Source organism: Hymenobacter sp. YC55 (genome assembly GCF_029433095.1).
GTDB lineage: Bacteria > Bacteroidota > Bacteroidia > Cytophagales > Hymenobacteraceae > Hymenobacter.
In genome coordinates this window covers 66823-81019 of the sequence record NZ_JARNTX010000013.1, presented here as the reverse complement: position 1 = coordinate 81019, position 14197 = coordinate 66823, and the positions used below count along the sequence as shown (strand labels likewise).

General features: G+C 54.1%; 15 protein-coding genes. 8 read left to right on the top strand and 7 right to left on the bottom strand.

The window, feature by feature from the left end:
• The first annotated feature begins 130 nt into the window (after positions 1 to 130).
• The 5 genes from P1X16_RS31140 (at position 131) to P1X16_RS31120 (ending at position 3662) form a co-directional block, all read left to right on the top strand.
• Positions 131 to 481 carry a DoxX-like family protein gene (locus P1X16_RS31140; RefSeq protein WP_277236688.1) on the top strand — a complete coding sequence of 117 codons (351 nt, stop codon included), beginning with the start codon at positions 131 to 133 and terminating at the stop codon, positions 479 to 481.
• A gap of 1 nt (position 482) precedes the next feature.
• Entirely contained in the window at positions 483 to 1223 is a 741-nt protein-coding gene (locus tag P1X16_RS31135) for a DUF2071 domain-containing protein (protein ID WP_277236686.1), read from the top strand.
• A complete protein-coding gene (locus tag P1X16_RS31130) occupies positions 1220 to 1957 on the top strand; it encodes a methyltransferase domain-containing protein (RefSeq protein WP_277236685.1) in 738 nt (245 codons plus the stop codon). Before P1X16_RS31135 ends, P1X16_RS31130 begins: the two co-directional genes overlap by 4 nt.
• A complete protein-coding gene (locus tag P1X16_RS31125) occupies positions 1958 to 2353 on the top strand; it encodes a hypothetical protein (RefSeq protein ID WP_277236684.1) in 396 nt (131 codons plus the stop codon). It begins immediately after the preceding gene.
• Between the two features lie 223 nt (positions 2354 to 2576).
• The gene (locus tag P1X16_RS31120; protein ID WP_277236683.1) at positions 2577 to 3662 is read left to right on the top strand and encodes a glycosyltransferase family 41 protein; all 1086 of its coding nucleotides are present in this window, start codon (positions 2577 to 2579) and stop codon (positions 3660 to 3662) included.
• 1868 nt (positions 3663 to 5530) lie between these two features.
• On the opposite strand, the gene P1X16_RS31115 is transcribed toward P1X16_RS31120, so the two are convergent.
• The 4 genes from P1X16_RS31115 to P1X16_RS31100 form a co-directional block, all read right to left on the bottom strand.
• Complete coding sequence (locus P1X16_RS31115) at positions 5531 to 6007, bottom strand: hypothetical protein (protein ID WP_277236682.1); 477 nt, start codon at positions 6005 to 6007, stop codon at positions 5531 to 5533.
• 243 nt (positions 6008 to 6250) lie between these two features.
• Positions 6251 to 6661, bottom strand: coding sequence for a hypothetical protein (locus P1X16_RS31110; protein WP_277236681.1), 411 nt, complete (start codon positions 6659 to 6661; stop codon positions 6251 to 6253).
• A 585-nt stretch (positions 6662 to 7246) separates the two neighbouring features.
• Complete coding sequence (locus P1X16_RS31105; protein WP_277236680.1) at positions 7247 to 7462, bottom strand: methyltransferase domain-containing protein; 216 nt, start codon at positions 7460 to 7462, stop codon at positions 7247 to 7249.
• 273 nt (positions 7463 to 7735) lie between these two features.
• Positions 7736 to 8488: a porin family protein gene (locus P1X16_RS31100; protein ID WP_277236678.1), complete on the bottom strand. Its 753-nt coding sequence runs from the start codon at positions 8486 to 8488 to the stop codon at positions 7736 to 7738.
• 414 nt (positions 8489 to 8902) lie between these two features.
• Here P1X16_RS31100 and P1X16_RS31095 point away from each other — a divergent pair, with 414 nt between their 5' ends.
• The 3 genes from P1X16_RS31095 to P1X16_RS31085 all read left to right on the top strand — a co-directional run bounded on the left by P1X16_RS31095 (position 8903) and on the right by P1X16_RS31085 (position 11194).
• The gene (locus P1X16_RS31095) at positions 8903 to 9412 is read left to right on the top strand and encodes a hypothetical protein (RefSeq protein ID WP_277236676.1); all 510 of its coding nucleotides are present in this window, start codon (positions 8903 to 8905) and stop codon (positions 9410 to 9412) included.
• Positions 9413 to 10021: 609 nt separating this feature from the next.
• Positions 10022 to 10450 carry a hypothetical protein gene (locus tag P1X16_RS31090; RefSeq protein WP_277236674.1) on the top strand — a complete coding sequence of 143 codons (429 nt, stop codon included), beginning with the start codon at positions 10022 to 10024 and terminating at the stop codon, positions 10448 to 10450.
• Between the two features lie 252 nt (positions 10451 to 10702).
• Positions 10703 to 11194: a hypothetical protein gene (locus P1X16_RS31085; protein WP_277236672.1), complete on the top strand. Its 492-nt coding sequence runs from the start codon at positions 10703 to 10705 to the stop codon at positions 11192 to 11194.
• A 76-nt stretch (positions 11195 to 11270) separates the two neighbouring features.
• Here the strand turns inward: P1X16_RS31085 and P1X16_RS31080 are convergent, their stop codons facing one another.
• The 3 genes from P1X16_RS31080 to P1X16_RS31070 form a co-directional block, all read right to left on the bottom strand.
• Entirely contained in the window at positions 11271 to 11882 is a 612-nt protein-coding gene (locus P1X16_RS31080; RefSeq protein ID WP_277236670.1) for a hypothetical protein, read from the bottom strand.
• A gap of 813 nt (positions 11883 to 12695) precedes the next feature.
• A complete protein-coding gene (locus tag P1X16_RS31075; RefSeq protein WP_277236669.1) occupies positions 12696 to 13421 on the bottom strand; it encodes a hypothetical protein in 726 nt (241 codons plus the stop codon).
• Positions 13422 to 13544: 123 nt separating this feature from the next.
• Complete coding sequence (locus tag P1X16_RS31070; RefSeq protein ID WP_277236668.1) at positions 13545 to 14069, bottom strand: hypothetical protein; 525 nt, start codon at positions 14067 to 14069, stop codon at positions 13545 to 13547.
• Between the last annotated feature and the right edge of the window lie 128 nt (positions 14070 to 14197).

Here is a 14197-nt window from a genome sequence, read left to right as displayed (position 1 = left end):
GTTCATCAACAGTAGCTTCCCCTTTCTTCTGGCTTATACCTCTCAGGAGTCAGACCATTAACGGTAATTCTTGAAGCACGCAGGTAAGAATATGCATACAAAGAGCTTGCGGTTATTGCTGCGCTATGGTATGGCCCTCGTTTGGCTCGCCAACGGGTTCCTGTGCAAAGTGCTGTCTCTGGTACCCCGGCACGAGGCTATCGTGGCCCGCATACTCGGTCCGGCTTATGCCTCCCCGCTTACTCGTCTCATTGGCCTAGCTGAAATCGGCATGGCCATTTGGGTGCTAAGCGGGCGCTGGATAAAGCTCAACGCGATAACCCAGATATCCTTGGTCTTGGTAATGAACGTGCTGGAATTCTGTTTGGCCGCCGATCTGCTGTTGTGGCGTCAATTTAATATCCTGTTTGCCGGCTTGTTCGCGCTACTTGTATATTACTACGGCTTCGTACTGTTCCCCAAAACTGAACCCACAAACTAGCATGGCTTGGTTGGCGCATCACCCGTTTAGCGTCGAGGCGCACTTGGCGCGCACGACGGTGGTTACGTTTGCCGTGCCCGCAACTGAGTTGCAACTGCTAATTCCGGAGTGCCTGACCCTTGACACCCTAAACGATAGCTGGGGCTTTGTGGCGGTGGCCATGGTGCAGACGACCGCCCTACGGCCGCAAGGGTTGCCGGTTTGGCTGGGAAACGACTTCTTCTTAATTGGCTACCGGATATTTGTGCGCTACACGACCACGGCGGGCAAACGGCTCCGGGGGCTGTATATTCTCAAGTCGGAAACCGATAAGGTGAAGATGCAGTGGCTCGGCAATGTATTTACTGGCTACCGCTATAGCACTATCGATATCCAGCACGTAATCCTTGGAAATAGGTTGCAATACGAATCCAGGAAAGCCGGGCTCTCTATCCAAGTTGACGTATTGCCGGTTGGGGAAGCAGAACTCCCCACTGGCTCGCCGTTTGCCGACTGGCAGCAGGCCCGGCGGTTTGCCGGGCCGTTGCCGTTTACGTTCTCGTACGACTCCCACAAGCGGCAGGTCGGCATCGTGGAAGGCGTGCGGGAAGAGTGGCAGCCCCACCCCGTGCGCGTAAACCAAGCGCAGGTGCCCTTTGTCGAGCAACTAGGAGTCAGCAACGTCCAGCTGGCCAGCGCCTTCACCATGACCGACATTCCGTACCGCTGGAAGAAAGGTCGAACTGAACCATGGCGAGCATGAGAAAGCCCGGGCAGGGAGTCTGGAATATTATCCGTTTCAACTGGCACTTCTACGGGGTGGCAACGGGGGTAGGACTCCTACTAGGAGTACTAGCAGCCTACTCTCCGGCTGCTTTTCGCCTCTATACCTACGCCCTTCTCTTCCTAGTGGCAAGTCCCACGCTGGTCTCGCTTTTAGTGTCGTATTATGTGTACGACACGTCCAATCTGTATAGTCTAGGCTGGCTGAATGTGGGTGACTCGAACGATCAGAAAACCGTGGTCAATATTCACGCCGGGTTTGATGAAACCAGCGAGCTGCTCCGGCAGCACTTTGCGGAGGCGGAGCTGGTTGTGCTCGATTTCTATGATCCTACTCAACATACAGAGGTCTCCATCAAACGAGCGCGGGCGGCCTATCCTCCTTATCCGGGTACTAAGGGCGTGCAAACCCACGCGTTACCTCTCCCTGATGCCAGCGCCGATCTGGTGTTCGTCCTGCTGGCCGCGCACGAAATCCGCCAGCCGGCGCAGCGCGTAAGTTTCTTTAAAGAACTACGCCGCAGCTTGCGGCCACAGGGCAGAATTATCGTCGTGGAGCATCTGCGTGACCCAGCTAATTTCTTCGCCTACACCATTGGGTTCCTGCACTTTTATTCTTGGTCAACGTGGCAAGGCGTGTTTCGGGCCGCCGGGTTGGGCGTGGAGGAAGAAAAGAAAATAACGCCGTTTCTATCCGTCTTTATTCTCCGCTAAATGGAAGGGCAACTCAGGCTGATTGGGGGCTTGCTGGTGTTGTTGGCGTTGCTCCACGCCGGTTTCCCGCGCTACTTCGATTGGGCAGGCGAATTAAAACCGCTCAGCTTAATCAATCGGCAAATGGTGTATGTGCATACGCTCTTCATTGCTCTGATGGTGCTGCTCATGGGGCTGCTGTGCTTAGGGTGCGCCGCGGAGTTAATAGGCACTCCTCTGGGCCGCAAAATCGCCTTCGGTTTAGGGCTGTTTTGGCTGGTCAGGTTGCTGGTGCAATTCTTTGGTTATTCCACAGAACTATGGCGAGGAAAACGATTCGAAACGGCTATTCACCTCATCTTTTCCTTGCTTTGGACTTATCTGAGTGCCATCTTTTTTCTTGTTTATTGGCAATAAAAATTATGCGCGGTAGCCGTATGCGAACAGGCAGACTTAGGGTATAATGTACCTGATTGTCTGTCAACAGCCAGTGAATGTGGTGTGGTTGATTCTGTAAAAGAATGTACGCGAACTTTAGGTATCCGGAAATTTTACTATTCTTAAATCACCATTCTTTGCGGTCTGTAAGTAGCTAGTTGTCGTCTGCTATAATGCTCTGTTAATTTATATTGTTCACCTTATGCGAAGTATTGCCTCCCGGGTAGCATTGGCCGCCCTCTTGAGCCTGCCTCTCGGAACCTTAGCGCAAACTACCCCTGATAAAAACTCGGCCACAGAGCTGATTGCCGAAGGCGTAAAACTGTACGATACGGGTCGTTATGAAGCCGCTGTGTTTCGATATCAGCAGGCACTGGCGTTGCAGCCAAATAACGTGGTTGCCAAAGCCGAACTGGCCATGACGCTCCATCAGCTTGGCAAGTACGAGGAAGCCGTAAGTCAATGCCGGGAAGCCTTGGCCTTGCCTGGTAAGTCGGGCCCTAATTTGTACGCTACGTACGCCAACAGCCTCGACGCGCTGCAACGGAGTGAAGAGGCCGAGCAGGTGTACAAGCAGGGCCTGGAGCACTATCCTAACTACTTTCTGTTGCTCTATAACCTGGGTGTTACGCAACACAGCCTGCACAAGACGCAGGAAGCGCAGCGCAGCTTTCAGCAAGCCGTGCAGGCCAACCCGGGCCATGCCAGCTCCAATCTAAGTTGGGGCCTAAGCATGCTGGATCAGGGTAATCGTATTCCGGCCATTCTGGCGCTGTCCCAATTTTTGTTGCTCGAGCCCAACAGCAAACGCTCCGCTGAAAACCTGGCCCGGCTGCATACGCTCATGCAACAGGGTATTGAGCAGAAAGAAGGGGGTGCTACGGTCCTTTCCATCTCCACTGAGCAAGTGGAAGCCGCTAAAAAACCCAAGAAAGGAAGCAAGCAAGGAGCCGACAATTTCGCCTCCAAGGAAATGATGCTCACGCTGCTAGGGGTGGTGAATGAACTACCCCCCGAACTGGCCAGCAATCCCGTGGAGGTCTACAATTTCCGGTTTGACCTGTTCTGCCAGCAACTCCTTCCCTCAAAAGGAGCCACCGGTTTAGCCTGGACGCACTATGCGCCGTTTTTCTCGGAAATGCAGAAGAAAGGCCATACCAAAGCTTTTTCCTATGTTATTCATATGCAAGATTCCGAGCAGGCGTATGCGCGTGACTGGCTGAAAGAGCATAGCGCTGAGGTAGATGCGTTGTATGCCTGGGCTAACGCCTACAAGTGGCCGAAATAAGCGCAACGCGCGCGGGTTCTATTCCCGCAGTTGCTCCCGTACATAGCGGAGCGGCCGCGTTCCATTATCTGCTCCACGAACAGTTAGATGAGTAGAGCGAGCCTGCTATTGTGCTGCATCGTGTGCAATAAGCTAGCCATCGAAATTAGGCCGCTTGGTTGACTTAGCATTTACTTTTCGGACACTTCCTACACGTGAGAATTCTAGCTCTCTTAGCGCTGCTTTCTGTTGTTAGTAGCTGTTCATCCAATCCCCCTTTCACGCCAACCAAATAGGCAGAAAAGGATGATATGGTCTATGTGAACCGTAGCAGCCTGTTACCTGATTTATTCCAGCACCATCAGCTGATCGGCTTGTCGTCTACCCAGTTAGAAGCCCTTTTAGGGGAGCCGCAGGGAAAGGAGATTACCTCGGGCGAGATCCACATTACCTATCTGCTGGAAGAAGAATATGGAAGCAATATAGATCCCATAGCATCTAAAAGCCTCTTATTTCAACTTGATCAGGACTCGGTCGTAACTAGATACGACATAGTAGAATACCCTTAGTAAAAGTAGTAAGCCATTTTTTTATTATTTTCAAGATACAGCGCCGCTTAATCGCATACATATTCCTGGAAAATTTGATTTATATAATGCTTGTTATAAGCGCACTCTTGAAAAAGTGGTATTTGATAGCCGCTTGGTCGCTACGACTATCGTGGTACTTTGACAGGAGCAGGGTTCAAAAAAGTGTCTGTGAAGCGCATGTGAAGAGAGAGGGTCATAAGGAACCTTCCATCTTAACGATGCTTAGCTCTAGGCTAGGGAAATTACTGCATACCCGTCTTAGATCTTGGAAGCCGATATCACAGATGATGGTATCCAAGTGGTCTAGGCCTCGAAAGAAAGTGTGTCCTTGAGCTGTGGTGATGGACATATGCACCACTTTCTCTGGTAGCTCATGTACCTCCGTCATGGCCAAGAGTCGCTCGCGATTAGCAGACGTGATGCACACATGCCAACAATAAGCTTCGTGGCTATGAAGTAAGTCCGGCTCAAGCACGCGCGGCAGTTCCTCCCACGAGTCTTTCGAAAGGCGCCACAACGAGCCTTGGGGCGATTGGCGCAGGACGGCGACTAAAAATTCAATTTCTATTTCCATCAGGCACAGGTAGAAATATGAAAGTACTAACCTCATTCAATGAAATGTGGTATGAATGAAGTGCAAGCCACTTTATAAGTTGCTAACTTCCTTCTACAACGTATGAATTAGCGCGTCACATTAGTTGAACAATGCTTGAGTGTACGTTATGAGCCATTTGTTATTTTAAGAACGGTGGACTGCAAGGTCTTATAAATCAAGAGGTCCTTTCATGACGGCTCTGCTGTACGCTGCTCACGGAGACCGGCAAAAAGGCTACGTTCCGTGTGGATCCATGGGGTGAAAAGCAAGGAAGAAAATCCCAAGAATGCCCACTAACATTCCGAAGCCGACGAGTAACAGGAGCCCTAGTAGAAGTGCTTGCCCAATCGTCCGAGAAGTGCGTCGATGGAGATGATAGCACAACACCAGGCTCGCCAGCACATACAGTCCGAGCGGCGTAACAAAGAAAAAGAGAAAGTCTCGTTCCAGCATCTACAGCGTCAATCAGGAGAATGCTCCTCGGTAAGGGCATCCTCCCCGGCCCTAAGTTTCTAAAAGTCTTGCCTTAACTCACAACTGTATCTTAATCCTCAATTGACATTTTATAGGATAAGATTTGTTCTCGGACTAGCCTAGTGCTAATCCGAGCCTTTCCTGTGCTATTGAGATGCAGGTAGTTCTGTACTTTTTGCGCTCACCTATGCTCAGTAAAATAGCAAATCCCTGAAAGCGACCTAGGCCAGTTACTCTTCCTGATAGATCCGAGAGTAAGTCGCAAACTCGGTTTCGCGCAGGTCATCTTCGATCACCTGTTTGGCTACGGCGAAGTCGACTACGAAGCAGCAGACATCCATGCTGCCACTGCCTATACTGCCCCCATCACAATGGCCTAAGCCCGTCCAGCCTAAGGTCTCATCCAGGCGCGCTTGTAAGCGTGCTCTCTTGGCTAGGTCTTCCGCAGTCCCCATGCCCTCCACGACAAATTCAATGAGCAAGAGGTAGTGCTTGTCGCGTTCTACCGGTTCGTAGCCGTCCTCGAGTAACTGGTTGATCTCCTGCTGGATCTGCTCTCGAAAGCCAGAAGGCGTTTTAGACTTCACCTCCTTGTCTTGGCCGTGCTCTCCGACTACTCCCCAATGAATGACCGCCGTCTTTTTGCTTTCCTCCCAGGTTTCCCAATAGTAAAAGGAGGTGTCTGTGCGTTTATAGAGTTTAAGCATCGGTTTGCTACTAATCGGCTGCTAAGTGATTTGAGAACAGGGTTGCCCAAAGCTAAGCATAGGCTCATTTCAGAAGGAGAAATAAGCAGCGATCAACAGCCGTAACGTTTCTTGAACGGTAGACTGTAAGGCGTTATGGCTCGAATAACGCTCATCTATGTTAGGCAATCAGCCGTATCAACCACGAGGCTTTATAGTACCTGGAGCAACGAAGCAGTGTCCTGAAGGGAAGGCTGAGGTTGCTTATTTTTTACTAGTAAAGGCATTAAACGCTTGCTCGAAAACCGGTAGTTGTTCCGCCGTAACCTCCGCGTAGATGAGTGGGCAGCACCCGGCTATACTTTCGCGGCGGTAGTAGCGGTTCTTCTTTCGTTTTTTGGGAAGAATGAGCACCGCATTGCCCCCGTATAGCAGGAAAATATAGCTGTTGTCGGGATACCTGAGCGTCAGATAATAGCCTTCTTCATACCAGCTATACTGGGGTGCGGCATGGCCCCGAGGGACGTGAATAGTTCGTTTCGTGCCCCAACACGCAACCTCAAGTTTAGAAAGCATTCCACTTCGCGAAGTACTATCTCCTTGCGCGTGAGAGACAGGAGAGCAGCAGAAATGAAGAGCAACGGCAAGGGATAGCGCTTTGAGCAATGCCTTCATTAGTTGACGATAGAAAGAGAAGAGTTAGGCTAGAGATAAGCAAGAAGCCTAGTTGAATGAAGAGCAAACCTTCACTTGATCAAGCCTACGATGGAATGTATGGAAAACTAGGAACGGTTGTCCTGTAGTGTTTGAGGTATCCCAACCTGAATAGTTGATAAACGGCTCACTGCTAAGCGTTGCCAAGATTTGTATTAAATATGTACTATGTTAATTGTCATTTTAGAAACGCCGTACTATAAGGCGCCAATTGGCTCGTAGTGTCTACTCGACTACCGTTTAAGAAACAGTACAAAACCTAGTAGGGCAGTGACTTCCCAGACCGGCCCCGTTCCTTTCCCGTCTGTTCGCTTCCCCCTGCCGATTACGGGGCGTGCTGGCGCACCCGCTCGCTGGCCCGATGGGGCAATTCTAAATTGCCGTCTTGGTATTATGAGGCGGAACGTCAGCTGATCCACCTGCCAGTCCGCGCCTGAGCGCACGAGGTGAAACCGGTACGTGCCCACCACCGTCCACAGGTTCCCCCCCGTGGCTTGGGGCAGGTAGTGGGTGGCCGTGCCGTAGCAAAACGCGGTGGCTTCGTCGTCAGGCTTGGGGGCGGATGTCGACGCCCACGCCGCGGCTGCCAAAGGCGTGGGCCCAGCTGCGCAGCAGGTGCCCATGCCCACAGCCCAGGTCGAGCACGCGGGCGCCGGGGGGCAGGGCCAAGAGCGCGCCCACGGCGAGGACTTTTTCCGGGGTCGCGGGGTTGAGCAAATCCAGGTCTTGTTCGGCAATCGTGATCAGGTCGAAGAAATCCATGGCCAACGTACAGAAATGAGGAAGCTACCGGGCGCGCGGGCTCACGAGGCCACCTGCTTTGGGGCGACCCTCCGGCGAGGGTCGCGATGGCCTCGGGAGCAACTGCTTCGGGCAGAGCGGTAGGGCGCCCTAAGTAAAGCATTTTTGGCGGCCCGCAGCGCCCTCTGTTGTCAGGATCCTCCGCCACATTGCTTAGCCGACCAGTTTTCCGTCTCCTGCCTTTCTCGTATCCGCCCCGCTGATAGCGCTGTTGGAGGCGAGGAACGGTAGCCTTTAGCTCTTGGGGCCGAATAAACAGGCCAACGACAACTGGAAGGCATGGGTGCGGTAGGTGGGTGGGGCGTCGCTCGTCAGACCGGGCGCGTACTTGGCGCCGAGGTTGCGCAGGCCCTGACTGTAGCCGAGCTGCACTTGCAGGCCTCGGGCAAAGCCATAGCCCAGGCCCGCTTGCAGGCCCACGTCTACCCCCTGCGAGACGTAGGGGCGGTTGGGGCGGTTGTCATAGGTATCGCCGGCCTTCACGTCCCCCGCCGTGGATCCGCCACGGGTAGCGCCGCCCCGCCCGTACCGGCCGCTTTGGGAAGAGCTGTAGCGGCCCCCGAGCAGGAACCCCACGTAGGGGCCGGCGAACACCTGCAAGCCCTGACCCCCGGCCTGCGAGTGGTGGACGAAGTTGAGGGGCACCGTCAGGTAGTTGAAGCGGAAGCGATACTCCCCGTGATAGGTATAATCGTAGGGCGCATCGTAGGCATCTTCCTCGAAGGCAAAGCCCTTCTGGGCGTACAGCACGGCCGGCTGCAGGGCCCAGTGGGTCCCTAAGCCAACCTGGGCCACCAGGCCTGCCTCGGCTCCGCTGCGCGAGGCGTTGGTCACTTTCTTATAGTCGTCCCCGGGGTAGTTGAAATTGCCAAACGACTGGTTGAGGCCCGCTTGGGGGCCGATCCGGAAGGTGGCCTGGGCGTGGACCGGGGCTGCCGCCAGCAACAGGGCGGCGGTGCAGAGAAAAGGGGTAACCGTTTTTTTCACAAGAGGGATAGTGGGAGAGTATTGCGTTAAGTGGGCGAATGCCAGGGTTCTAAGCTAGTGGAGCACCTATAAGCACGCCCCTTCATTCACCGACTAGCTGCACCTCGGTAACAGGTACCGAGGCGCTCATTGTCTAATAGTACTTGTTTTCGAAATGCGCGGAAGAGGTACATTTCACAAATTCAAAGCTAAGGGTTATTATTAGCGTGAGCAAATAGGATTTTAAGAACAAATGGTAAGTCTCAAAAGGTCTGTTGCTTCCTGAGTTTCATTCTATGATGCAATAATTGCTATCGGACTGATCTCGGAATAATAACGGTTTTGATTGTTTAGGTTCAGATCCTTGTAGCTAGAACTTTAGTGAGAATACCTCAGCTAATTTCATGGCTCTGCTCGTGCATCGTCGACTACTGTATGTTTAAGGCTTATACGCTCCTGATAGGACTTGCTACATTGAGTTGCTGTAGTCCAGAAAAACCCACTCCATCGACTCGACTCGATGCGTCTGCTGTGCTGGAGCACCCGCGCGTCCTCGCTGAGATCCGCGCGTACAGCCAGCGTAATCCGGCTTCGGAGGGAGGTATCTATTACCTCGATGCGCTGCGTCGCGGCGATAGTACGCGCCTCACGCTCTCTTCTCTAATTTCGCAATCACAGGTAAACGCCCTACACTCTTGTGCTTTCACCCGGTTTGCCCAGGAATGGGTGCTCGTTAAAACAGGCAACTGTCCTCCTGTGGAGAGCTTGGACTCGCTGCTCCACCGCTATGTACCAGGTAAGGTTATGGATGACCTACGCCGGCGCTGTAAAGTGACGCCGCAAGGCGATACGCTCGAGTTTCACGAGAACGTATTTTACGATCCCGAAGTGGTATTCATTGACTTCTACCGCAACAAACTTATAGCAGTCCATCGGGACCTATAAACAAATTAGACCCGCTCCAACGCTGCTAGAAGACGCTAAGTAGGTTTTCTACTCATTTATCATTTTAAGAACAGTGGCATATCAGATGTTACGGTTGAGTTACATTATGCAAACCTTCGCTGGTAATTTGCTAAATCACTCCGAGTGCGGACCATTTCCATAAGCTGTGTACTTTAAAGGCTCTTAATCGGATGGGTAAAGCATTCGCTTTATTAACTATATCAGGTTGCGCACTTTGCTGTGTCGTGGAGTTTTGTTTTATATGTTCTCCAGACCCCCTTGCTAGCTCTTTGGGGTTTATCCGCCCGTACAACGACCTCTTTGTTGTGGTATCGCTTCTTTCTCCGCTCCTCTCCCTGGGCGCTTACCTGCTGGTAGTTAGACAAGTGGGGCCGTGGTACCGATGGGGTTTCGGTCTGTTGGTCTGCCTTCCCTTCTTATTCGGGTTGTTTTTCTTCTGGTGGGCCAGCGGGTGGTAGGCCGTGAAGCGACGCCCGATTTATAGTCTGCGTATCATAACCAGTGCGAGCAGGTACGTGGGCTCTATAAGAAGTCTTTTGGCTTATGTTGTAGTTTTAGCTGGCCAAATAGATTGTACAGGCCCCCGCAATGACTCGTATTCTAGCCCTTTTTCTCTTCTTGAACGGGTATCAGGCGACCCCTGCCCTTCCTCGAGAAACTGTTCAGGCAGTAGTCAATGAAGTGATTAATTGTGAGGAGCTGACCGGGTTTACTGCTTTCTATACGAATAGAAAAGACCGGATGTATTTCCGGTTCACTCCCTCTCCCACTTACAATAAGCAGACGTTGCGCGCATTGCGGTCAGTGGTGTTAACCTTCAACCAGAGCGCTCCGCTGGTCTATGATGAGGAGCAGGACGAAAAGCGAAAGCCGGTTCTGACCATCCAACTCGTGCACCTAACCCGGGATAGCGCGCAGGTGCGTCTTGGCTTTCCCATTGAAGGCGTTGTCGGCCAGTTTACGCTCGTACACAGGGGCACGTGGCGCCTTGTGAAAAGGGACGTGTATGAAATCTAGCTACCGGGTGGAACTGCTGCTTGGCTACGCGGTCAGCGCTAGAACACCACGGCTGCCAAAATAAGGGGTGACAAGGCCCTGTCATGGTGCTCGAGTAGATATTACGAGCCAATTGGCACCTTACAATTGTGCGTTAAACAACCGTCCAAGCGGTCGTTGCGACGGTTACCGAGGCCCGTTCGGTTTACAGGGGTTAGGAAGACGTAGCTGCGGCGTAGAGCAGCGTATTCGCCCTTGTTTTTATCTTGAGGCATGCAACGCCCTACTCAGCTTCTCGGCCTGCTCTTCGTTTTTTGTTGCGCTTTCGGACCTGACCTCACTTGGAATCTGTTCCAGGTGGATACGCAACTCGCGGTTCATTTTCCCGCCACTCCCCAGGAGTTGGATGTTCCGCGAACGATGGCCGTCCTCCGGCCCACTCAACAGCAAGATGCGATGGTCCGTGCCTCCCAGGCTTACATGGTTAAAGACCAGTTCGCGCGCTATGTGCTCGTCAAGATCCCCTCGCCGAACAACCAACCCTACCGCGTGCCCGCGCGGACCGATATGCTTACTACCGAAGGCGACTTAGATACAACTCTTTCCCTTCCTTCAGGCGTTCGACAAAACGCGCTAGGCCCTACCATTCATCCGAAGAAGAAGGAAGCAAGAATATATCCGGGGTGTTCTCAACAGGCCAAAAGCAGCGTGTGTTGCTTTCCGCTACCGGACCTTCTTGGCCCGGAAAGGGCAGTAAGGGAATAGCAAGGAAGCCCTACCGGGTGTAGCGACCTTCGATCAAGGCGATAGCACCGATGGAAGCGCGTAAGCGGGCCCTACGCTACTGTAATTGGCTCTGCAAACGCGCTAGATCCGGTTGCATTTTCGTTTTGATCTGCTCGAGGCACTGCCGCACCGCCTGCAGGTACACGACCCGGCCCGGTTCGGCATAGTTGGTGGCGCTAAACAGACCCCACACGGCCTTGGCTTCGCCCTCGGCCCGATAGGTGGCCACGAGTCGCCGCTGGCTATCGAGCACATCGAGCTGGGTGGAAACCGTGGTTTTCCACGCCGCGAGGGGCATGCCCACGGCGTTGGGAATGAACAGCGTCAGCCCGGACACCAGAAACCAAGCCGAACCACGGGTCGTGAGGGGCGTGACCTTGAGTTCCAGGAAGCCTTTTTTATCGCCGTAGGGCGCCGTGAGGGCTTCCCTCGTCTCGCGTTCAAACAAGGTAGCCACATCGCGGGAACTAGTGGCTACCACACTTCCACCGGGCCCGATCACCACCGTGACCTCGTCCAGTTCATCGCGCACGTGGTTCTCCAGGGCCGGCAGTTTCGGGCTAAGGGTGACCGCGGTCGGGTTTAATAGGCCCGGGTCGAACGACTTACAACTGACGCAAAAGAAGAGCAAGGCGAATAGGCAGCTAGGGCGGAGCAAGAGCGGCATGGAAGGGAAGCAGAGGGGAGAGTTAGGGACTAAGAACCGAAAGGCACGTCGGTGTCGGTCGTGAGGGAGGCGGAAAGCCGAGATTTCTCCTGCGGGCCCGGGAAAGGGCCTGCTGCGAGAAGCAGACAGCACAAGGAGCAGGTCAAGGAGCGAAAGGTTGTAGGAGGGCGGCTTTGAGGGGGCTACACCTTCGGTGAAAATGCGATAAGTAATTGGCTTCCAGTATTTCGTTCGCTTTAGCAAGGGGAAAACAGGAGCTTTTAGGCCGGAAATTTTCGAGGATACTCCCTTTTTTATCCGGATAGCGACCGGGGATACTCCTTTTTTGCTCCGGTTACTGCGCCCAAAAGCTTCGGAGCCGCAAGAGGTCAGACAAAAAGGCGGTTTCCAGCCAATTGACCGAAGCACCACCGGAGCCAACAGCGCATTTATGCCACGACTAGGTGAGGACGAGGCATGCGCGATGAGGAGCGCAGGAGCAGGACGGGTTGACTCGCCTGTCTTTCGAGTTCCGCCGCCTGTAAGAGGGTAAAAGACTGCGCTGTTTCCGCACCACTGGAGTGGTCGGCATTCTTTCTACGCCTGATAAGGGCCCCTTATCGAGGGGAATTGACAGGCAACATGTTTGGCAGTCGAAATAAGTAGGATATACTACCCAGCAGTAGGGCCGAAGTGAGCGTGCTATTTATTTGATATGAATATTAATTGATTCGAGGATAAGGCAAGCGGTCGTTTCGTCCCGGTTTAGACTCGTTAACCAGATGGACAAGACCAGTTCAGCCAGCGCGGCCATCTGCCAGCCTCTCCTCACAGTCAGTCCAGAGGTGGCTGGCTAGAAAGCACGACTTTACTGCGCCCCAGCCCGACAAGAAAAGTCAGGGAAACCTCTGGCCCACCTGGGCCCACAATCTCTACTATTTTTCGCATCGTAGCCGATCCTGGCCCGTAGCCGGGCACCAACTCGATTACCGGGCGGGGCACTAGTACGGTACCGTACCCTAGCGCCACTTGCAAGGCATGGCGGCGGAACTGGTGGTGCAAGCCCGCGCGCAGGTGCCAGAGCATGCTCGAGTGCATTCGGTAGCGCCCTTTGATCCCGTTCACCTCCAACTCTACCTCCGTATCGGCATACGAATACACCACGTTCGTGCCCACGAATACTTGGTTGCGGGTGCGGCTCGGCAGGTAGCCCCGCACCCCTGCCCCGATCTTGGCCCCGCTCGCGCCCACGCCCACCCCCACATTGCTATCCACCGCCGGCCGCCAGCGATACGCCAGTTCCGCGCCAACGGCGTAGGGGGCTCCCCAGCCCAGCGAAAGGCCACCCGTCAGTCGCGAGGGCCTTTCCCGCACGAAAGGGGAAGCCAAGCTTGTATTTGCAGGGCCCCCTGGCTGACGAACGAGTGGCAACGTATTCAACTGGGGGCGAATTGCCGGCTGAAGCGTATCGACTAGCGGCCGGGTCTGCGCCCACCCCGTTGAGGTAACGGCAACAAGTAGGGTCAAGGTAGTCGTTAGGCGGCAGGAGGAGCGCAGCATACAAGGAAAGGTAAAAGATACGATGCCAGATGGCACGATTGGGGTCGAGTTTCTGCTGGAGGCGGCCACCAGCAGGGCACAACCCGGGGGAAGCAGCGCCGCCCCAGCCGGAACCGGCCTGGGTTAATGAGCAACTGCCACTTGACGGGTAACGAACCAGGGGGTGGTCTGGCCAGCCTCGGCCCGAAAGGTAGTGCGAGTGGCCACCTGCTGATCGACTATCAACTCACAGCTCACCTCATACCCGGCCGCGGATGCTTGCTCGGCCGCAATCGTCACCGTGATGAGTGGGTGCACCTCACCGGCATAGGTGCTGATGGGGGGCAGGGCGACCTCTCGGGGCTGGGTGGTTAGGTTTTGGTCGTGCAACTGGGCACTCGGCCCCAATAAGTGAATGGCGCCGGTTGGTTGAGGAGCGACCCGCTCATAATACACCTCCAACTCCGGCGAGCGGGCCGGCAGCTGGGACGAGTCGCCCAGGGAGCGCACCTGATAGCGGACGGTGACCGGGTGGTGTTTGACCGCATGGGGTAGCGTTGGGGGCGGGGTAGGCTGGGGAACGTCTTCGGGGGCTTGGTGGTCGCACCCAGTGGCCAGCAGGGTCAATAAGAAAAGCGGGAGCACCCGCAGAAAAGCGAAAGGCAGCATAAGGGGCGGAAGAAGGTGCCGTAAGAAAGCGGCAGTAAATAGAGGGTTAAATAGCTGGGCGAATCTTTTCTCTGGCCGCTGGACTAAAAGCCGCTACCAGTCGCTTGGGGCGGTAAATAAGTGGTACC